Here is a 19405-nt window from a genome sequence, read left to right on the forward strand (position 1 = left end):
GGCAAGGGGAGGATACATGCAGAACGCTGAGGCGGCCCAGGCCGGTTTGCAGTCGATTCCAGCGTTGCTGGCGCGCAATGCCGAACGCTTCGGCAATCGGCCCGCCTATCGGGAAAAGGAATTCGGGATCTGGCAAAGCTGGACCTGGGCCGAGGCCGCGGCCGAGATCCGCGATCTGGCGCTGGGCCTTCTGGTGCTGGGCCTGAACCGGGGCGACCATGTCGCCATCATCGGCCGCAACCGCCCGGCGCATTACTGGGCCATGGTCGCGGCGCAGATGTGCGGCGCGGTGCCGGTGCCGCTGTATCAGGACGCGGTGGCCGACGAGATGGCCTATGTGCTGAACCATTGCGGTGCGCGCTTCGTGGTCTGCGGCGACCAGGAGCAGGTGGACAAGGTGCTTGAAGTCGGCGACCGCGCCCCCTCGGTCGAGCATATCGTCTATACCGACAAGCGCGGCATGCGGAAATACGACCACTCCCACATGAACGCGCTGGCGGATGTGCAGGCCGAGGGCCGCGCCGCCCAGCAGCGGCTGGGCCACGAACTGGACGCGCGCATCGCCGCGCTGGGCTACGGCGATACCTGCGTGATGCTGTATACATCGGGCACCACCGGCAAGCCCAAGGGCGTGGTGCTGTCGAACCGCAACATCATCGAGACCGCCAGGAACAGTGCCGCCTTCGATCGCCTGACCGAGCGCGAGGAGGTGCTGGCCTATCTGCCGATGGCCTGGGTCGGCGACTTCATCTTTTCGGTCGGACAGGCCTATTGGGCCGGATTCACCGTGAACTGCCCCGAGGGCGCGCATACGATGATGACCGACCTGCGCGAGATCGGACCGACCTATTTCTTCGCCCCGCCCCGCGTCTTCGAAGGGCAGCTGACCTCGGTGATGATCCGCATGGAGGATGCCGGCCGCTTCAAGCGCTGGCTGTTCCGGCACTACATGGAGATCGCCCGCCGCGTCGGCCCGGCGCTCCTGGACGGCAGGCCGGTGGGCGCGCTGGACCGGCTGCGCTATGCCCTGGGCAACCTGCTGGTCTATGGCCCGCTGAAGAACACCCTGGGCTATTCGCGCATCCGCGTCGGCTATACGGCGGGCGAGGCGATCGGTCCCGAGATCTTCGATTTCTACCGCAGCCTCGGCATCAACCTGAAGCAGCTCTACGGCCAGACCGAGGCCTCGGTCTTTATCACCCAGCAGCCGGACGGGCAGGTGCGTTCGGACACGGTCGGCGTGCCCTCGCCCGGCGTCGAGCTGAAGATCGCCGAGAATGGCGAGGTGTTCTACCGCTCGCCCGGCACTTTCGTGGAATATTACAACAATCCCGACAGCACCGCCTCGACCAAGGATGCCGAGGGCTGGGTGGCGACGGGCGATGCCGGATTCTTCGAGGAGGCGACCGGGCATCTGCGCATCATCGACCGCGCCAAGGACGTGGGCCGCATGGCCGATGGCCGGATGTTCGCGCCGAAATATGTCGAGAACAAGCTGAAGTTCTATCCCAACATCCTGGAGGCGGTGGTGTTCGGCGCCGGCCGCGACATGTGCACGGCCTTCATCAACATCGACCTGACCGCGGTCGGCAACTGGGCCGAGCGCAACAACATCGCCTATGCCAGCTATCAGGAGCTGGCCGGCCATCCGCAGGTCTATGCCACCATCAAGGAGCATGTCGAGGCGGTGAACGAATCCGTGGCGCAGGATCCGATGCTGTCGGGCTGCCAGATCAGCCGCTTCCTGGTGCTGCACAAGGAGCTGGACCCCGACGACGGCGAGATGACCCGCACCCGCAAGGTGCGCCGCAACATCATCGCCGAGAAATATGCCGACCTGATCGCGGCGCTCTATGACGGCCGCGATACGGTCAGCACCCGGACGGAAGTGACCTACGAGGACGGCCGCAAGGGCGAGATCCGCGCGGTGCTGAAAATCGAGGAGGCCCGGACCTTCCCGACCCGGACCATGCAGAAGGTGGCTGCGGAATGACCATGCAAGAAGGCTATACCACCGCCGACGGCCGCCAGATCGGCGGCGTGCTGATGGACCTGAAGAACATCACCCTGCGCTTCGGCGGCGTCACGGCGATCAAGGACATCAGCTTCGACATCCGCGAGGGCGAGATCCGCGCCATCATCGGCCCGAACGGCGCCGGCAAGTCCTCGATGCTGAACGTGATCTCGGGCTTCTATGTCCCGCAAGAGGGCGAGATCTGGTTCAAGGGCCATCGCCGCGGCCCGATGAAACCCTATGAGGTGGCGCGGCTGGGCATTGCCCGCACCTTCCAGAACATCGCGCTGTTCGACGGCATGTCGGTCCTGGACAACATCATGACCGGCCGCCTGAACATGATGAAGGCGCCGATCTGGAGCCAGGCGCTGTGGTGGGGCCGGGCTGAGCGCGAGGAAGTGGAAAACCGCGAGCAGGTCGAGAAGATCATCGACTTCCTGGAGATCCAGAACATCCGCAAGACCCCGGTCGGCCGGCTGCCTTACGGGTTGAAGAAGCGCGTCGAACTGGCGCGGGCGCTGGCGGCCGAGCCCAAGATCCTGCTGCTCGACGAGCCGATGGCCGGCATGAACGTCGAGGAGAAGGAGGACATGTGCCGCTTCATCCTGGACGTGAACGACGAGTTCGGCACCACCATCGCCCTGATCGAGCATGACATGGGCGTGGTCATGGACCTCAGCGACCGGGTGGTGGTGATGGATTACGGCCGCAAGATCGGCGACGGCACCCCCGACGAGGTGCGCAGCAATCCCGAGGTCATCAGCGCCTATCTTGGCGTGGCGCACGAATAAGGGGACGGCGATGGAATTTCTGTATGCAAGCGAAGTCCTGCTGAACGGCCTGATGGCCGGGGTGATGTATTCGCTGGTCGCGCTGGGTTTCGTGCTGATCTACAAGGCCTCGGGGGTCTTCAACTACGCCCAGGGGGTGATGGCGCTGTTCGCCGCCATGACGCTGGTGGGCATCATGGAGGGCCGGGTGCCCTTCGCGCATCTGATCGGCGCCGCCTTCGGCGTGCATGTATCCAGCTTCGGCTGGACCGTGCCGGGATTGCTGGCGATCCTGCTCACGGCGCTGATCATGGTCGGCCTCGCCATCGCCATCGAGAAGCTGGTACTGAAGCACCTGGTCGGGCAGGAGCCGATCATCCTGTTCATGGCCACCATCGGCCTGGCCTGGCTCCTGGAAGGGCTCGGCGACGTGATGTGGGGCGCCGACGTGAAGGTGCTGGACGTCGGCCTGCCGCAGGGCATTTCCGAGACGGTCGAGGCGATGACCGATGACTGGCTGGGCTACGGCTTCTTCATCGACCGGCTGGACATCTGGGCGGCGGTCATCGCGGCGGCGCTGGTGGCGGCGCTGGTCGGCTTCTCGCAATATACCAAGCAGGGCCGGGCGATGCGCGCGGTGGCCGACGACCACCAGGCGGCGCTGTCGGTGGGCATCAGCCTGCAATTCATCTGGATCATGGTCTGGTCGATCGCCGGTTTCGTCGCATTGGTCGCGGGCATCATGTGGGGCACGAAATCGGGCGTGCAGTTCAGCCTCTCGTTGATCGCCCTCAAGGCGCTGCCGGTGCTGATGCTCGGCGGATTCACGTCGATCCCCGGCGCCATCGTCGGCGGTCTCATCATCGGCATGGGCGAAAAGCTGTTCGAATATTTCGTCGGCCCCATGGTCGGTGGCGCGACCGAGAACTGGTTCGCCTATGTGCTGGCGCTGATCTTCCTCGTCTTCCGGCCGCAGGGGCTGTTCGGCGAGCGCATCATCGAGCGGGTCTGACGATGAAAAGATTCTATGCCTCCGGCGGGGATATTTGGGCAAGAAAGAAGGGCGGAATCTCGCGTTCTTCCTTGGAGAAATATCCCGCGGGGGTGTGGGGGCGCGAAGCCCCCACGGGCAAGGCGTGACGCTGGGAGGAACGGATGCTTTCCCGCGAGGCGGGTGATTTCCAGACGAGCTATCGCGACGATGGCCAGACCTTTCCGATCCGGCTGGATCGCTGGGGCTATTACGCGATCCTGGCGGTGGCCTTCCTGGTCGTGCCCTTCGTCATCGACAGCTACTGGGCCAATGCGGTGCTGGTGCCCTTCCTGATCTATGCCATCGCCGCCATCGGGCTGAACATCCTGACCGGCTATGCCGGGCAGGTCAGCCTGGGCACCGGCGGCTTCATGGCGGTGGGGGCCTATGCCGTCTACAAGCTGATGGTCGCCTTTCCGGGCGTGCCGATCGTCATCCATATCGTGCTGGCCGGCGCGATCACGGCGGTCGTCGGCATGCTCTTCGGCCTGCCCAGCCTGCGGATCAAGGGTTTCTACCTGGCGGTGGCGACGCTGGCCGCGCAGTTCTTCCTGGTGTGGCTCTTCAACAAGGTGCCGTGGTTTTACAACTATTCGGCCTCGGGCCAGATCAACGCGCCCGAGCGCACCATCCTGGGCTGGGCGGTGACCGGGCCCGCCACCACCGCTTCGGCGAAATACCTGATCTGCCTTGTCTTTGCCGTCGTGCTGGCCTGGGTGGCGCGCAACCTGACCCGCGGCAGCGTGGGGCGCAAATGGATGGCGATCCGCGACATGGACATCGCCGCCGAGATCATCGGGGTGAACCCGCTGACCGCCAAGCTGTCGGCCTTTGCCGTCTCCAGCTTCTTCGTCGGCATCGCCGGGGCGCTGCTGTTCTCGGTCTACCTAGGCGCGGCCGAGGCCAGCGAGGCCTTCGGCATCAACAAGAGCTTCCTGGTGCTGTTCATGATCATCATCGGCGGGCTGGGCAGCATCTTCGGCAGCTTTGCCGGCGCCGCCTTCCTGGTGCTGCTGCCGGTCTTTCTCAAGAACGTGCTGGTGGCGCAGTTCGGCTGGCCGACCGACCTGGCCGCCCATATCGAGCTGATGATCGTCGGCGCGCTGATCGTGTTCTTCCTGATCGTCGAGCCGCACGGGCTGGCGCGTCTCTGGGCGCTGACGAAGGAAAAGCTGCGGCTCTGGCCGTTCCCGCATTAACGACCGGACAACCGGCGGACCAGAAAACCCTTGGGGAGGAGACCAAGATGAAACTGAAACTCGCAACTGTCGCATTGGGCGCCGTCATGGCGGCGGCCCCGGCCATGGCCGACCTGGTGGTGCCCAATCTCAGCTATCGCACCGGGCCCTATGGCGCGAACGGCACGCAATATGCCGATGGGTTCAACGACTACTTCACCCTGCTGAACGAACGCGACGGCGGCATCGGCGGCGAGAGGGTCCGGACCCCGGAATGCGAGACCGCCTATAACACCGAAAAGGGCGTCGAGTGCTACGAGGCGACCAAGGGCTCGGGCGCGCTGGTCTATAACCCGCTGTCCACCGGCATCACCTATCAGCTGATCCCCAAGGTCGCGGCGGACAAGATCCCGCTTTACACGCCGGGCTATGGCCGGACCTCGGCCAAGAACGGCAAGGTCTTCGAATGGGTGTTCAACGCCCCGGCGAACTACTGGGACGGTGCCAGCGTGGCGATCAAGTATCTGCTGGACCAGAACGGCGGCGACCTGAACGGCAAGAAGATCGCGCTGGTCTATCACAACTCGGCCTATGGCAAGGAGCCGATCCGCACCCTGCAGGAGCTTGGCAAGAAGCACGGCTTCACCCTGACCGAGCTGCCGGTCGATCCGCCCGGCCAGGAGCAGAAGAGCCAATGGCTGCAAATCCGCCGCGACAAGCCGGATTACGTGCTGATGTGGGGCTGGGGCGTGATGAACCAGACCGCCATCCAGGAGGCCGCCAACATCCGTTTCCCGATGGAGAATTTCATCGGCACCTACTGGTCGGGCTCGGAAGTGGACGTGAAGCCGGTGGGCGCCGGCGCCAATGGCTACAAGGCGCTGACGTTCCACGGCGTCGGCATGGATTACCCGATCTATGAGGACATGAAGAAACATGTCATCGAGCCGGGCAAGGCCTCGCAGGGCGGGCAGTTCGTCGGCTCGGTGCTGTATTCGCGCGGCATGTATGCGGCGGTGGTGATTGCCGAGGCGATCAAGAAGGCGCAGGAACTGGCCGGCACGCCGCAGATCACGCCGGCGCAGCTGCGCGACGGGTTCGAGGCGCTGGACATCACGCCCGAGCGCCTGGCCGAGCTGGGCCTGCCGGACTTCGGTCCCGAGATCAAGATGACCTGCGACAACCACGGCGGCAGCGGCATGGCGCGGCTGCAGCAATGGGACGCCTCGGCCGGCAAGTGGAGCCTGATCACCGAGTTCACCGAGCCGGACCAGGAGGTGCTGGACCCGCTGATCCTGGAAGACAGCGAGGCCTATGCCAAGGAAGCCGGCATCTCGCCGCGCTGCTGATCCCTTGCCCCGGCGGTCCGCCGCCGGGGCCTTTCACCCGCGCCTGGAGGGAAAGTCCATGTTCGACGCCGCGCCGCAACGCGAGACCCTGCTTGAGGTCAACAATATCGAGGTGATCTACAATCACGTCATCCTGGTGCTGAAGGGCGTCAGCCTGTCGGTGCCCAAGGGCGGCATCACCGCGCTTCTGGGCGGCAATGGCGCGGGCAAGACCACGACGCTGAAGGCGATCTCGAACCTGCTGCATTCCGAGCGCGGCGAGGTCACCAAGGGCACGATCAGCTATCGCGGCGAACGGGTGCAGGAGCTGGACCCGGCCAGCCTGGTCAGGAAGGGCGTGATCCAGGTGATGGAGGGGCGCCATTGCTTCGAGCACCTGACCATCGAGGAGAACCTGCTGACCGGTGCCTATACCCGCGGCGACGGGCGCGCCGCCATCGCCCGCGATCTCGAGATGGTCTATTCCTATTTCCCCCGCCTCAAGGAGCGCCGGAAAAGCCAGGCCGGCTATACCTCGGGCGGCGAGCAGCAGATGTGCGCCATGGGCCGGGCGCTGATGTCGCGCCCCGAGACGATCCTGCTGGACGAGCCCTCGATGGGCCTGGCGCCGCAGCTGGTCGAGCAGATCTTCGAGATCGTGAAGGCGGTGAACGAGGGCGAGGGCGTGACCTTCCTTCTGGCCGAGCAGAACACCAATGTCGCGCTGCGCTATGCCCATTACGGCTATATCCTGGAAAGCGGCCGGGTGGTGATGGACGGGCCGGCGGATGCGCTGCGCGAGAACCCGGACGTCAAGGAATTCTATCTCGGCATGTCCGACCAGGGCCGCAAGAGCTTTCGCGACGTGCGGTCCTATCGCCGGCGCAAGCGCTGGCTGGCCTGAGCGCAGAAAGGCACCCCCATGGCATTCTATGACAAGCTTGAAACCCGCAGCGCCGACGAGCGGGCATCATGGCTGGCGGCCGAACTGCCCGCCGCCGTCGCCCGCGCCGGCACGGCGCCGGGGCTGGCGCGCCTTCTGGGCGATGTCGAGCCCGGCCGGATCACCACGCGCGAGGCGCTGGCCCGGCTGCCGGTGATCCGCAAATCCGAACTCTCGGCCGCGCAAAAGGCCATGCCGCCCTTTGGCGGCTTCACCACCCGGCCGGCCCCGGATTTCGAGAACGTCTTCCAGAGCCCTGGCCCGATCTACGAGCCCGGCCGGCGCGGCGAGGACTGGTGGCGGCTGGGGCGTTTCCTGCATGCGGCGGGCGTGGGCCGGGGCGATATCGTCCACAACTGCTTCGGCTATCACCTGACGCCGGCGGGGATGATGTTCGAAAGCGCCGCCCGCGCCGTCGGGGCCGCGACCCTGCCGGCCGGCACCGGCCAGACCGAATTGCAGGTCCGCGCCGCGGCGGACATCGGCACCACCGTCTATGCCGGAACGCCGGATTACCTGAAGATCATGCTCGACAAGGCCGATGAACTGGGCGAGCGGCTGCGCCTGACCCGCGCCGTGGTCTCGGGCGGGGCGTTGTTTCCCAGCCTGCGGCAGGGTTACGCGGATCGCGGCATCGCCACGACGCAATGCTATGCCACCGCCGACTTGGGCCTGATCGCCTATGAATCGCCGGCCATGGAGGGGATGATCGTGGATGAGCGGGTGATCGTCGAGATCGTCCGCCCCGGCACCGGCACCCCGGTCCCGGATGGCGAGGTGGGCGAGGTCGTCGTCACCACGCTGAACCCGGATTATCCGCTGCTGCGTTTTGCCACCGGCGACCTGTCGGCGGTGCTGCCGGGGGCCAGCCCCTGCGGGCGCACCAACATGCGCATCAAGGGTTGGATGGGCCGCGCCGACCAGACCACCAAGATCAAGGGCATGTTCGTGCGCCCCGAGCAGGTGGCGGCGCTGGTGGCCCGCCACCCGGAAATCTCACGCGCTCGTGTGGTCGCAGACCGCGCCGGGGACATGGATGTGATGACGGTGCTGCTGGAAACCGGGGCCGATGATGCGGCAAGATACGAAGGAACGGTGTTGGATACACTGAAACTTCGCGGCCGGGTGGAACTGGTTGCGCCGGGCTCGCTGCCGAACGACGGCAAGGTGATCGAGGATCGGCGCAGCTACGACTGATTCCGGCCCCCCGGAATGAGGTTGCCCGATGCGCATCGCTGCCGTCCTGCTTGCCGCCCTGGTCGGGGCCGCGCCCGCCTGGGCCGAGAATCGCGCCGTCATCATCGGCAATGCCGATTATCGCAGCGCCCCCGACCTGGCCGGCTCGGATACCATGGCGCTGGCAAAGGCGCTGCGCGAGGCGGGCTTCACCACCCAGCAGGGCCTCGATCTCGAGGCCCGGCCGCTGCGCCGGCTGCTTGAATCGCTGGCCCGCGCCGATGCCGATCCCGGCGCGCGCATCGTGGCGCTGAACGGCCGCTTCCTGCATGATGCCGAGGAAACCTGGTTCATGGGCACCGATGCCGATACGCCCGGCCCGGCGGCGGCCGGGGGGCAGGGCGTGCCGCTGTCGCTGGTCATGCGGCTGATGGCGGGGGGCGATCCGGGCGCGGTGCTGATCCTGGGCACCGATGCGCAGCAGATGCCGCACCGGCCGGGGCTGGAAAACGGCATCGGCGCGCTTCGGCCGCCGGCCGGGGTCTCGGTCGTCACCGGCCCGCCCGAGGCCGGCGCCCGCGCCCTGGCCCGGCTGCTGGACGGGGCGACGCTGGCCCAGGCCAGCGCCGGCCGGGCGCTTTCCCTGCTGCCCGAGGCTGCAGGCGACCTGCGCCCGGTGCCGCCGCGCAAGGCTGCCGACGCCCTGGCCGATGACCGCGACGCCTGGGCCGAGGCCGCGGTGGCAGATACCGCCCTGGCCTATCGGGATTATCTGGCGCGCTTTCCGCAGGGGATCTACGCCGCGGATGCGCGCGACAGGCTGGCGCAGATCGGCCGTGCGCCGGGGGTGCGCCATGCCGACCGCGCCGCCTGGAGCCTGGCTGCCGCGACCGATACGGCCGCCGCCTATGCGACCTATCTGAAGCAGTTTCCCGCCGGGCCCCATGCCGGCGCCGCCCGCAAGCGGCTGGCCGAATTGCGCCCCGTCCCACCCGCAAGGCCCGCCTCGCAGCCCGCGTCGGCGGTGGCGGCCGAACAGGCGCTTTCCCTCGGCCCGGCCGGCCGGGCGGCCGTCCAGCGCCACCTGTCCCGGCTTGGCCTGCAGCCGGGCGCGGCCGACGGCGTCTTCGGCCCGCGCACGCGCCTGGCGATTTCGGGCTGGCAGCGCGCCAACGGGCTGGCCGTCACCGGCCACCTGACCGGGCCGCAGGTGCGGATGATCGCCGAGCAGGCCGAAGGCCGCGCCACCGAGGCCGCCGCCCAGGATCGCGCCTTCTGGCGGCAAAGCGGCGCAAGCGGCGATGCCGGGGGGCTGCGCGCCTATCTCGACCGCTATCCCCAGGGCATCCATGCCGAGGCGGCGCGACGCCAGCTGGCCGGGGCCGGCACCGGTCAGGACGCCCCCCATGGCGACGAGGCGACATGGCGCTGGGCCCGCCGCCAGGGCTCGGCCGCGGCCTATGAGACCTATCTGGAACGCTTCCCCTCGGGCATCCATGCGCCGGCCGCGCGGGAACGCCTTGCCACCCTGCGCGCCGGCGTCGAGGCGGCGCGGCGTGAAGAGGCGGGGCTTGACCTCACCCCCGCGACCCGCCGCCTGATCGAGGAGCGGCTGCGCGCCGCCGGCATGCAGCCGGGTCCGGCCGAGGGCGAGTTCACCGAGGAAACCCGCGCGGCGCTGCGCCGCTACCAGGCGGCGCGCAACCTGCGCGTCACCGGCTATGTGACCCGGCAGACGATCTCGGGCCTGCTGGCGGATGTCCTGCACTAGTCGCTGACAACGGGAAGCATCGCGCTTTCGTCATGCCGGCAGGGGCTGCATCGCGGCGCAGGTGCCCTGCAACGCCTGCAAGGCGAGCTGGCGGCGCTGATTTCCTTCGCGGGGTTCGTGCTGCTTGCACCGATGGCCGCCCTGGGCTAGGGCATGCGCCGTGCCGCCTTGCTCCGACTGGGGGAGTGAACGCTTGCCGCCAGCCAGCCACTCGCCGGCATCTGTCCGCGGTTTGCGCGCCGCCCCCTGCCGCGCCGCCGCGGCGATCCTGCCGGACCGCTGCGGTGGCCCAAGGATCTCGCCCGGATCCCTGCCGCGTTGACGGCGGGTCGGCCCTGTCGCGCTTCCCATCTTCTTCCTTGTGGAAATATCCACGGGGGTGTGGGGGCAGTCAGCCCCCACTTGCTGCGCACCAGGGCCGAAATGCGAAAACGCCCGCGGCACAGGGCCTGCGGGCGTTCCGGGATTCAGCCGACCGGCCGTTCTCAGCCCTGGCGGGCCTTGAAGCGCGGGTTGGTCTTGTTGATGATGTAGATGCGGCCCTTGCGGCGCACGACTTGGCAGTCACGGTGGCGGCTCTTGAGCGAGCGGAGCGAATTGCGAACCTTCATCGGTCTTCTCCTATCGCGGCGCATCGCTAGGTCGCGCCTTGAAAACGAAATACCCCCGAAAAAGCCTCGGGGGCGCGAAATGAATGGTGGGCGGTACTGGGATCGAACCAGTGGCCACTACGATGTCAACGTAGTGCTCTACCGCTGAGCTAACCGCCCCCCGTCAGGTGATTCTGCCAGCCTGCGCCGCCAGATCGCCTGGATCGGCGTGTCTATAGCCACCTCGCCCAGGGGTTTCAAGCCCTCAATCGACGGCTATTGGCCTTCCTCGATCATGGTTTATAAATCTTCCTGTCTCGACCGTCCAGAATGGCGCCGTCTGCGCCGCCGGGGAAAGCCAGGATGACCAGGGAAGAGCCGACCTTCGATCTGATGCGGCCGCAATCGTGGCTGGGCGGGGTGATCTTTGCCTCGCCGCATTCCGGCCGGGCCTATCCCGACTGGTTCCTGGCCGAATCGCGGCTGGATGCGCAGCAGCTGCGCTCGTCCGAGGATGCCTTCGTGGACCGGCTGATCGCTCCGGCGCTGGAGCATGGCGCCATGATGCTGACCGCGCGGGTGCCGCGCTGCGTGGTGGACCTGAACCGCGGCCCCGAGGAGATCGACCCCCTGGTGGTGTCGGGCGCCGCGCCGGGGATCAGCAATCCGCGGATCATGGCGGGGCTGGGGGTGATTCCCCGCGTCGTCTCGCAGGGGCGCGTCATCCACGACCGGCCGATCCCGCGGGCCGAGGCCGAAAGCCGCATCGCCCGGCTGTGGCATCCCTATCACCGGGCGCTTTCGGCGCTGATCGACGAGGCGGTGGCGCAGTTCGGCGGCGCCATCCTGATCGACATGCATTCCATGCCGCGCGATGCGCTGACCCATCTGCCGCGCCCGCGTCCCGACATGGTGCTGGGCGACCGCAACGGCGTCTCGGCCGCGCCGCGGATCAGCGCCGGCGTGGCCGAGGCGGTGGCGGCCGAGGGCTTCCGGCTGCGGCGCAACTCGCCCTTTTCCGGCGCCTATATCACCCAGACCTATGGCCGGCCGCGCAACAATGTCCATGTCGTGCAACTGGAACTGGACCGCTCGCTCTACATGGACGAGGGGCGGATCGAGCCGCGCCCGGATTTCGAGCTGTTCCGGACCCGTTTTGGCCGCGTCGTCGCCCGGCTGGCGCGGCTGCGCCCGGATGCCAGCGACGCGGCCTTCGCCGCCGAGTGACCAAGGAAAGGAAATGCGATGCCGCCCGAAATCGCCGAGATGATCGGCCAGAACATCGCCCTGATCGTGCTGGCGGTGGTGATCCTGTTCGCCGTCAGCCGCGCCGTCCGCATCGTCCCGCAATCGGAAAAATACGTCGTCGAGCGTTTCGGCCGGCTGCATGCGGTGCTGGGGCCGGGGATCAATTTCATCGTTCCCTTCCTTGACCGGGTGGCGCATCGGATCTCGGTGCTGGAACGCCAGCTGCCGACTTCGCGCCAGGACGCGATCACCGCCGACAACGTGCTGGTGCAGGTGGAAACCAGCGTCTTCTATCGCATCATCGAGCCGGAAAAGACCGTCTATCGCATCCGCGACGTGGATGCGGCGATCACCACCACGGTGGCGGGGATCGTGCGCTCGGAAATCGGCGCGATGGAGCTGGACCAGGTGCAGTCGAACCGCGCCCAGCTGATCGAGCGCATCCGCGACGCGCTGGCCAATATCGTCGATGACTGGGGCATCGAGGTGACGCGGGCCGAGATTCTGGACGTCAACCTGGACGAGGCGACGCGGGCCGCCATGCTGCAACAGCTGAATGCCGAACGCGCCCGCCGCGCCCAGGTGACCGAGGCCGAGGGCCGCCGCCGCGCCGTGGAACTGGCCGCCGACGGCGATCTTTACGCCGCCGAGCAGCAGGCCAAGGCGAAGCGCCTGCTGGCCGATGCCGAGGCCTATGCCACCGCGGCCATCGCCACCGCGATCCGCGAGGGCGGGATCGAGGCGGCGCAATACCAGGTCGCCATGCGCCAGGTCGATGTGCTGGCCGAGGTCGGCAAGGGGCAGGGCAAGCAGACGGTGATCGTCCCCGCCTCGGCCGTCGAGGCGCTGGGCGACGCCTTCCGCATGCTGCGGGGTGGCAAATGAGCTGGGCGAACGGCTGGATCTGGATCATCGCGGCGCTGATCCTGGCGGCGGTGGAACTGGCGCTGCCGGGCTGGTTCTTCCTGGGCCTGGCCGGCGCGGTGCTGCTGATGGGGCTGGCGCTGCTTCTGGGCCTGTGGCCCGGCGGGCTGCCGATGGCGCTGGTGGTCACGGCGGTCCTGACCGGGGTGATCTGGCTGGCGTTGCGGCGCATCTTCGGCAAGAACCGCGGCGAGGTGCGGCGCTGGACCCGCGACATCAACGACAACTAGGCTTTGCCGGCGCCAAGCTGGTGCTGACCCATGGCGCGTGCCTGCTGACCTGCCTGCGCGACGATTACGGCTGGATCCCCTTTCCGGCGCATTGGGATCTGCCCGGCGGCGGGGCCGAGCCGGACGAGTCGCCGGTCGAATGCGCCCTGCGCGAACTGGACGAGGAATTCGGGCTGCGCCTTGCGGCCGGGCGGCTGGCGGGGCGGGCCTTTCCCTCGGTCTCGGAGCCCGGTCGGCTGTCCTGGCTGTTTTCCGGCACGATCACCGCGACCGAGATCGCGGTGATCCGCTTTGGCGGCGAGGGGCAGGAATGGCGGATGATGCCGGTTGCGGAATTCGTCGCCCATCCGCGCGCCGTGCCGCATTTCCGCGACCGAGTGCGGCTTGTCCTTGCCGGTGCCGGCTGCGGGATTTGAGAATCGCCCCGCGGCGTGCATGATCGGGCCACCCGCAGCAAGGAGGGCAGCCATGTCCCGCATGCAGCTTTATCGTCGCAACGGCTGGGGCTCGGCCATCGTCGAGGCGCAACTGGCGCATTACGGGCTCGATGCCGAGGGGGTCGAGGTCGCGGATCTGTTCCTGGACCCGGCCGCCAGACGCGAATTGATGCGGATCAGCCCGGCCGGGCAAATCCCGGTGCTGATCCTGCCCGATGGCCGGGTCATGTCGGAAAGCGCGGCGATCACGCTGTACCTGGCCGACATGACGGGCAGGGACGACCTGGTGCCCGAGGCCGGGGCCGCCGAGCGGCCGCGTTTCCTGCGCTGGCTGATCTTCCTGGTGGCGCAGGTCTATCCCTGCTTTACCTTTGGCGACGATCCGGCGCGGTTCCTGAGCGACCCGGCGGCGCAAAAGGAGTTGGGCGAGGCCACCACGGCGCGGTTGCAGCAGCTTTGGGCCGCCGTTGAAGGCGTGGTGGGCGCGCCCTGGTTCCTGGGCGAGCGGTTCTCGGCGCTGGATATCTACCTGGCGGCGATGACCAACTGGAAGCCCGGCCCGGAATGGTTCGAGGGCCATGCGCCCAAGGTCTGGTCCATCGCCCGCGCTACGGCGGCGCGGGAGGATCTGGCGCCGGTCATGCAGCGCAATTTCGGCTGATTATGCCCCGGCCAGTTCGGCCTGGATCGCCTGAGCCGCGGCGCGCGGGTCCGCGGCCTGCCAGATCGGCCGTCCGACGACGATATGGTCGGCGCCGCTGGCGATGGCCGTGGCCGGGGTCTCGATCCGCTTCTGGTCGCCGGCATCGCTGCCCGCCGGGCGCACGCCGGGGGTCACGATCAGCCGGCCCGCCGCCTCGGGCAGGGCGCGGATCAGGGCTGCTTCGCGCGGGCTGGCGATGACGCCGTCCGCCCCGGCCTCGAAGGCGCGGGCGGCGCGGGTCGCCACGATCTCGGCCACGTCGCCCGGCACGATCAGCCCGGCATCCAGGTCGGCGCGGTCCAGCGAGGTCAGGATGGTCACCGCCAGGATCTTCAGCCCCGAGCCGCTTGCCCCCTGTTTCGCCGCCCGGACCACATGCGGGTCGCCATGCACGGTCAGGAAATCCAGGTCGTATTGCGCGATGCCTTTCACCGCCGCCTCGACCGTGGCGCCGATGTCGAAGAACTTCATGTCCAGGAAGATGCGCTTGCCATGTTCCTGTTTCAGCTCGTTGGCCAGCGCCAGGCCGCCGCCGGTCAGCATGCCCAGGCCGATCTTGTAGAAGCTGGCGGCGTCGCCGATCCTTTCGGCCAGTTCCAGCCCGGCCAGCGCGTTCGGCACGTCCAGCGCCACGATCAGACGGTCGTCCATGTTCCACCTCAGCCTGCGACAAACGGGCCGCTTATAGGCGGGAACCCTCTGTCTTGAAACCCCGTTTGTTCCTGCCCATGTGACTGGCAAGACCCGAGCCGGATCGTGCCAATGCGGGCGATCCAAAGCGGGGGCTGAGGAAAGGATTTTCATATGGATATGGAAAAGTTCACGGAACGGTCGCGGGGCTTTTTGCAGGCGGCGCAGACCATCGCCATCCGCGAGGAAAACCAGCGCGTGATGCCCGAGCATCTGCTCAAGGCGCTGATGGATGACGACCAGGGCTTTGCCAGCAACCTGATCGCGCGGGCCGGCGGCGATGCCCAGGCCGTGCGCCAGGCCGTCGACCAGGCGGTGGCGAAGCAGCCCAAGGTCAGCGGCGGGCAGGGGCAGGTCTATGTCGATCCCTCGATGGTGCGGGTGCTGGACGAGGCCGAGAAGCTGGCCAAGAAGGCCGGCGACAGTTTCGTGCCCGCCGAGCGGGTGCTGACCGCGCTGGCCATCGTCAACACCAATGCCCGCGATGCGCTGGCGGCCGGCAAGGTGACGGCGCAGGCGCTGAACGGCGCCATCAACGACATCCGCAAGGGGCGCACGGCCGACACCGCCAGCGCCGAGGACAGCTATGAGGCGCTGTCGAAATACGCCCGAAACCTGACCGAGGCCGCGGCCGAGGGCAAGATCGACCCGATCATCGGCCGGGACGAGGAAATCCGCCGCGCCATGCAGGTGCTGTCGCGCCGCACCAAGAACAACCCGGTGCTGATCGGCGAGCCCGGCGTCGGCAAGACCGCCATCGCCGAAGGGCTGGCGTTGCGCATCATCGACGGCGACGTGCCGGAAAGCCTGCGCAACAAGCAGCTCTGGGCGCTGGACATGGGGGCGCTGATCGCCGGCGCGAAATATCGCGGCGAGTTCGAGGAGCGGCTGAAGGCGGTGCTGAAGGAGATCGAGGATGCCGCCGGCGAGATCGTGCTGTTCATCGACGAGCTGCATGTGCTGGTCGGCGCCGGCAAGACCGACGGCGCCATGGATGCCGCGAACCTGATCAAGCCGGCGCTGGCGCGGGGCGAGTTGCATTGCGTCGGCGCCACCACGCTGGACGAATACCGCAAGTATATCGAAAAGGACGCGGCGCTGGCCCGGCGCTTCCAGCCGGTCATGGTCGAGGAGCCGACGGTCGAGGACACGATCAGCATCCTGCGCGGCATCAAGGAGAAGTATGAGCTGCATCACGGCGTGCGCATCAGCGACGCTGCGCTGGTGGCGGCGGCGACCCTGTCGCATCGCTACATCACCGACCGCTTCCTGCCCGACAAGGCCATCGACCTGGTGGACGAGGCCGCGAGCCGGCTGCGCATGGAGGTGGACAGCAAGCCCGAGGAGCTGGACCAGCTCGATCGGCAGATCCTGCAGATGCAGATCGAGGCCGAGGCGCTGAAGAAAGAGGACGACGCCGCCTCCAAGGACCGGCTGGAGAAGCTGGAGAAGCAGCTGTCGGAACTGCAGGAGAAATCCGCCTCGCTGACCGCCCGCTGGCAGGCCGAGCGCGACAAGCTGGAAGGCTCGCGCACGCTGAAGGAGCAGCTCGACCGCGCCCGCGCCGAACTGGACCAGGCCAAGCGCGAGGGCAACCTGGCCCGTGCGGGTGAGTTGAGCTATGGCATCATCCCCGGACTCGAGCGGCAGCTGGCCGAGGCCGAGGGCCATAACGACGGCCTGCTGGTCGAGGAGACCGTCCGCCCCGAGCAGGTCGCCGAGGTGGTGGAACGCTGGACCGGCATTCCCACCAGCAAGATGCTGGAGGGCGAGCGCGAGAAGTTGTTGAAGATGGAGGACGTGCTGAGCAAGCGCGTCATCGGCCAGTCCGAGGCGGTGACGGCGGTGTCGAACGCCGTGCGCCGGGCGCGGGCCGGGCTGAACGATCCCAAGCGGCCGCTGGGCAGCTTCCTGTTCCTGGGCCCGACCGGCGTCGGCAAGACCGAGCTGACCAAGGCGATCGCCGAATACCTGTTCGACGACGACAGCGCCATGGTCCGCATCGACATGTCCGAGTTCATGGAGAAGCATTCGGTCGCGCGGCTGATCGGCGCGCCTCCGGGCTATGTCGGCTATGACGAGGGCGGCGTGCTGACCGAGGCGGTGCGGCGGCGTCCCTATCAGGTGATCCTGTTCGACGAGGTCGAAAAGGCGCATCCGGACGTGTTCAACGTGCTGCTGCAGGTTCTGGACGACGGCCAGCTGACCGACGGCCAGGGCCGGACGGTGGACTTCAAGCAGACGCTGATCGTGCTGACCTCGAACCTCGGTGCGCAGGCGCTGTCGGCGCTGCCGGAGGGTGCCGATTCCGGCCAGGCGCGCGCGCAGGTGATGGATGCGGTCCGGGCGCATTTCCGGCCCGAGTTCCTGAACCGGCTGGACGAGATCATCATCTTCCATCGCCTCACGCGCGAGAACATGGACGGCATCGTCAGGATCCAGCTCTGGCAGCTGGAAAGCCGGCTGGCGCAGCACAAGATCGGGCTGGAGCTGGACGAGGCGGCGCTGAAATGGCTGGCGGACGAGGGCTATGACCCGGTTTTCGGCGCCCGGCCGCTGAAGCGGGTGATGCAGCGCAGCCTGCAGAACCCCCTGGCCGAGATGATCCTGGCCGGCGAGGTGCTGGACGGGCAGACCGTGCATGTCAGCGCCGGGCCCGAGGGGCTGATCGTCGGCAACCGCGTCTCCTCGGCCCATCTGGGTTCGGCGGATGACAGCGGGCCGCGGGTGCCGCTGCACTGAGACGCGAGAGGGGCGGATGCACGGTATCCGCCCCTTTTTCCGGCCCGGCGCTCGCGCGGAAGTCACGCCGAGTTTCATCGGCATTCTGCGCGCCGGGTGGCATGATATGCGGGCGACAGGGGGGGAAGCGCCATGAAGCTGAAATGGTCCGATGTGACGCCCGAGGCGGATTACCTGAACCGCCGCGCCTTCCTGGCGGCGGGCATGGCGGCGCTGGCGACGCCTGCCCTGGGGCTGCAGGGCAGGCCCTCGGCCTTTTCGACCGACGAGACGCCGAACAGCCTTGAGGACATCACGCACTACAACAATTTCTACGAGTTCGGCACCGGCAAGAGCGATCCGGCGCAATATTCCGGCAGCCTGAAGACCTCGCCCTGGTCGGTGACGATCGACGGCATGGTGGACCGGCCCGGCAGCTACGGCGTCGAGGATCTGGCCCCTGAATCGGCGCTGGAGGAGCGCATCTATCGCCTGCGCTGCGTCGAGGCCTGGTCGATGGTCATCCCTTGGCTGGGCGTGCCGCTGGCGGCGGTGCTGGACAGGGTCGGCGTGCAGCCCGGCGCGAAATTCGTCGCCTTCCGCACGCTGCACGACCCCGAGCAGATGCCGGGCCAGCGCACCCGCATCCTCGACTGGCCCTATCGCGAGGGGCTGCGGCTGGACGAGGCCATGCATCCGCTGACCATCCTGGCGACCGGGCTTTACGGGCGCATTCTGCCCAACCAGAACGGCGCGCCGATCCGGCTGGTGGTGCCGTGGAAATACGGCTTCAAGTCGATCAAGTCGGTGGTGTCGATCACCCTGACCGACAGGCAGCCGCCCTGCAGCTGGCAGATGATGCAGCCCGGCGAATACGGCTTCTATGCCAATGTGAACCCGCAGGTGGACCATCCGCGCTGGTCGCAGGCGACCGAAAGGCGGATCGGCCGCGGCCTTTTCGGTGGCCGGCAGGAGACGCTGATGTTCAACGGCTATGGCGATCAGGTGGCCGGGCTCTATGCGGGCATGGACCTGGCGAAGCATTACTGATGCCGCAGCACCTCAATCGCTGGCTGCGGCACGTTCCGGTCTGGGCGGTCTGGCTGGCGGGGCTGATCCCGCTGGGGCTGCTGGTCTGGGACACGCTGCAGGGCAACCTGGGCGTCGATCCGGTGCGCGACATCGAACATCGCCTGGGCCGCACCGCGATCTATTTCCTGCTGGCGACCCTGGCGGTGACGCCGCTGCTGCGGCTGACGCGGCTGAACCTGATGCGCTTTCGCCAGGCGCTTGGGCTGATCTGCTTTGCCTATGTCGCCTGCCATCTTGCGGCCTGGGTGGTCTTCGACATGGCTTTTCTCTGGGCGCAGATGCTCGGGGACGTGGTGAAGCGGCCCTATCTGGTTTTCGGCATGCTGGCCTTCGTCATGCTGCTGGCGCTGGCGCTGACCTCGAACCGGTTCTCGATCCGCCGCCTGGGCGTGCGCTGGCGGCAACTGCATCGGCTGGTCTATCCGGCGGCGCTTCTGGCTGCTTTTCACTGGCTGTGGGCGCTGAAGGTTTGGGGATCGTGGCCGCTGGCGATTTTTGGGGCGATTCTTTTGCTTCTTGGCCTGCGTTTGCTGGGAAAAGCGCGGCGGCGGAACTCG

18 protein-coding genes and 1 tRNA gene are annotated in these 19405 nt (G+C 67.6%); 16 read left to right on the forward strand and 3 right to left on the reverse strand.

Annotation, left to right across the window (positions count from 1 at the left end; genetic code table 11):
* Nucleotides 1-16 precede the first annotated feature (16 nt).
* The 8 genes from ACDP63_RS07020 to ACDP63_RS07055 all read left to right on the forward strand — a co-directional run bounded on the left by ACDP63_RS07020 (nt 17) and on the right by ACDP63_RS07055 (nt 10213).
* On the forward strand, nt 17-1993 hold the full coding sequence (locus ACDP63_RS07020) for an AMP-binding protein (RefSeq protein ID WP_024842868.1): 1977 nt from the start codon (nt 17-19) through the stop codon (nt 1991-1993).
* A gap of 2 nt (nt 1994-1995) precedes the next feature.
* On the forward strand, nt 1996-2805 hold the full coding sequence (locus ACDP63_RS07025) for an ABC transporter ATP-binding protein (protein WP_177209323.1): 810 nt from the start codon (nt 1996-1998) through the stop codon (nt 2803-2805).
* Between the two features lie 10 nt (nt 2806-2815).
* Nucleotides 2816-3796: a branched-chain amino acid ABC transporter permease gene (locus ACDP63_RS07030; RefSeq protein WP_024842870.1), complete on the forward strand. Its 981-nt coding sequence runs from the start codon at nt 2816-2818 to the stop codon at nt 3794-3796.
* Between the two features lie 143 nt (nt 3797-3939).
* Nucleotides 3940-5016 carry a branched-chain amino acid ABC transporter permease gene (locus ACDP63_RS07035; protein WP_409927875.1) on the forward strand — a complete coding sequence of 359 codons (1077 nt, stop codon included), beginning with the start codon at nt 3940-3942 and terminating at the stop codon, nt 5014-5016.
* A 47-nt stretch (nt 5017-5063) separates the two neighbouring features.
* Nucleotides 5064-6344 (forward strand): ABC transporter substrate-binding protein, encoded by a 1281-nt coding sequence (locus ACDP63_RS07040; RefSeq protein ID WP_024842872.1) that lies wholly within the window; start codon nt 5064-5066, stop codon nt 6342-6344.
* Nucleotides 6345-6402: 58 nt separating this feature from the next.
* Nucleotides 6403-7227: an ABC transporter ATP-binding protein gene (locus ACDP63_RS07045; RefSeq protein WP_024842873.1), complete on the forward strand. Its 825-nt coding sequence runs from the start codon at nt 6403-6405 to the stop codon at nt 7225-7227.
* 18 nt (nt 7228-7245) lie between these two features.
* Nucleotides 7246-8463, forward strand: coding sequence for a phenylacetate--CoA ligase family protein (locus tag ACDP63_RS07050; protein ID WP_024842874.1), 1218 nt, complete (start codon nt 7246-7248; stop codon nt 8461-8463).
* A 28-nt stretch (nt 8464-8491) separates the two neighbouring features.
* Complete coding sequence (locus ACDP63_RS07055) at nt 8492-10213, forward strand: peptidoglycan-binding protein (protein ID WP_409927876.1); 1722 nt, start codon at nt 8492-8494, stop codon at nt 10211-10213.
* A 485-nt stretch (nt 10214-10698) separates the two neighbouring features.
* On the opposite strand, the gene ykgO is transcribed toward ACDP63_RS07055, so the two are convergent.
* Both ykgO and ACDP63_RS07065 read right to left on the reverse strand, forming a co-directional pair.
* A complete protein-coding gene (gene ykgO, locus ACDP63_RS07060) occupies nt 10699-10824 on the reverse strand; it encodes a type B 50S ribosomal protein L36 (RefSeq protein WP_024842876.1) in 126 nt (41 codons plus the stop codon).
* A gap of 84 nt (nt 10825-10908) precedes the next feature.
* Nucleotides 10909-10983, reverse strand: a tRNA-Val gene (locus tag ACDP63_RS07065).
* Nucleotides 10984-11166: 183 nt separating this feature from the next.
* Here ACDP63_RS07065 and ACDP63_RS07070 point away from each other — a divergent pair.
* Genes ACDP63_RS07070 through ACDP63_RS07090 form a run of 5 tightly spaced genes read left to right on the forward strand, consistent with a single transcriptional unit; the run spans nt 11167 to nt 14303 of the window.
* Complete coding sequence (locus tag ACDP63_RS07070; RefSeq protein ID WP_024842877.1) at nt 11167-12030, forward strand: N-formylglutamate amidohydrolase; 864 nt, start codon at nt 11167-11169, stop codon at nt 12028-12030.
* An 18-nt stretch (nt 12031-12048) separates the two neighbouring features.
* Nucleotides 12049-12936 (forward strand): SPFH domain-containing protein, encoded by an 888-nt coding sequence (locus tag ACDP63_RS07075; protein WP_024842878.1) that lies wholly within the window; start codon nt 12049-12051, stop codon nt 12934-12936.
* On the forward strand, nt 12933-13205 hold the full coding sequence (locus ACDP63_RS07080; RefSeq protein ID WP_024842879.1) for an NfeD family protein: 273 nt from the start codon (nt 12933-12935) through the stop codon (nt 13203-13205). Before ACDP63_RS07075 ends, ACDP63_RS07080 begins: the two co-directional genes overlap by 4 nt.
* A 20-nt stretch (nt 13206-13225) precedes the next feature.
* Complete coding sequence (locus tag ACDP63_RS07085) at nt 13226-13621, forward strand: NUDIX hydrolase (RefSeq protein WP_024842880.1); 396 nt, start codon at nt 13226-13228, stop codon at nt 13619-13621.
* A gap of 52 nt (nt 13622-13673) precedes the next feature.
* On the forward strand, nt 13674-14303 hold the full coding sequence (locus ACDP63_RS07090; RefSeq protein WP_024842881.1) for a glutathione S-transferase family protein: 630 nt from the start codon (nt 13674-13676) through the stop codon (nt 14301-14303).
* On the opposite strand, the gene pyrF is transcribed toward ACDP63_RS07090, so the two are convergent.
* On the reverse strand, nt 14304-14996 hold the full coding sequence (gene pyrF, locus ACDP63_RS07095) for an orotidine-5'-phosphate decarboxylase (RefSeq protein WP_024842882.1): 693 nt from the start codon (nt 14994-14996) through the stop codon (nt 14304-14306). It lies immediately after the preceding gene.
* Nucleotides 14997-15149: 153 nt separating this feature from the next.
* Here pyrF and clpB point away from each other — a divergent pair, with 153 nt between their 5' ends.
* The 3 genes from clpB to ACDP63_RS07110 form a co-directional block, all read left to right on the forward strand.
* The gene (clpB, locus tag ACDP63_RS07100; RefSeq protein ID WP_024842883.1) at nt 15150-17777 is read left to right on the forward strand and encodes an ATP-dependent chaperone ClpB; all 2628 of its coding nucleotides are present in this window, start codon (nt 15150-15152) and stop codon (nt 17775-17777) included.
* Between the two features lie 132 nt (nt 17778-17909).
* Nucleotides 17910-18806, forward strand: a complete 897-nt coding sequence (gene msrP, locus ACDP63_RS07105) for a protein-methionine-sulfoxide reductase catalytic subunit MsrP (RefSeq protein WP_024842884.1) — start codon at nt 17910-17912, stop codon at nt 18804-18806.
* Nucleotides 18806-19405: sulfite oxidase heme-binding subunit YedZ (locus ACDP63_RS07110; RefSeq protein ID WP_409927877.1), on the forward strand; the 600-nt coding region annotated here is incomplete at its 3' end. The genes msrP and ACDP63_RS07110, both read left to right, overlap by 1 nt.

Origin of the sequence: Paracoccus sp. P2, assembly GCF_046335115.1 — a bacterium.
Classification (GTDB): domain Bacteria; phylum Pseudomonadota; class Alphaproteobacteria; order Rhodobacterales; family Rhodobacteraceae; genus Paracoccus; species Paracoccus pantotrophus.

Coding starts and splice junctions, on each gene's coding strand:
- ACDP63_RS07055 (WP_409927876.1), top strand. CDS start 8,492: ATGCGCATCGCTGCCGTCCTGCTTGCCGCCCTGGTCGGGGCCGCGCCC.
- ykgO (WP_024842876.1), bottom strand. CDS start 10,824: ATGAAGGTTCGCAATTCGCTCCGCTCGCTCAAGAGCCGCCACCGTGAC.
- ACDP63_RS07075 (WP_024842878.1), top strand. CDS start 12,049: ATGCCGCCCGAAATCGCCGAGATGATCGGCCAGAACATCGCCCTGATC.
- ACDP63_RS07020 (WP_024842868.1), top strand. CDS start 17: ATGCAGAACGCTGAGGCGGCCCAGGCCGGTTTGCAGTCGATTCCAGCG.
- ACDP63_RS07025 (WP_177209323.1), top strand. CDS start 1,996: ATGCAAGAAGGCTATACCACCGCCGACGGCCGCCAGATCGGCGGCGTG.
- ACDP63_RS07030 (WP_024842870.1), top strand. CDS start 2,816: ATGGAATTTCTGTATGCAAGCGAAGTCCTGCTGAACGGCCTGATGGCC.
- ACDP63_RS07070 (WP_024842877.1), top strand. CDS start 11,167: ATGACCAGGGAAGAGCCGACCTTCGATCTGATGCGGCCGCAATCGTGG.
- ACDP63_RS07090 (WP_024842881.1), top strand. CDS start 13,674: ATGTCCCGCATGCAGCTTTATCGTCGCAACGGCTGGGGCTCGGCCATC.
- ACDP63_RS07035 (WP_409927875.1), top strand. CDS start 3,940: ATGCTTTCCCGCGAGGCGGGTGATTTCCAGACGAGCTATCGCGACGAT.
- ACDP63_RS07045 (WP_024842873.1), top strand. CDS start 6,403: ATGTTCGACGCCGCGCCGCAACGCGAGACCCTGCTTGAGGTCAACAAT.
- ACDP63_RS07080 (WP_024842879.1), top strand. CDS start 12,933: ATGAGCTGGGCGAACGGCTGGATCTGGATCATCGCGGCGCTGATCCTG.
- pyrF (WP_024842882.1), bottom strand. CDS start 14,996: ATGGACGACCGTCTGATCGTGGCGCTGGACGTGCCGAACGCGCTGGCC.
- msrP (WP_024842884.1), top strand. CDS start 17,910: ATGAAGCTGAAATGGTCCGATGTGACGCCCGAGGCGGATTACCTGAAC.
- clpB (WP_024842883.1), top strand. CDS start 15,150: ATGGATATGGAAAAGTTCACGGAACGGTCGCGGGGCTTTTTGCAGGCG.
- ACDP63_RS07050 (WP_024842874.1), top strand. CDS start 7,246: ATGGCATTCTATGACAAGCTTGAAACCCGCAGCGCCGACGAGCGGGCA.
- ACDP63_RS07040 (WP_024842872.1), top strand. CDS start 5,064: ATGAAACTGAAACTCGCAACTGTCGCATTGGGCGCCGTCATGGCGGCG.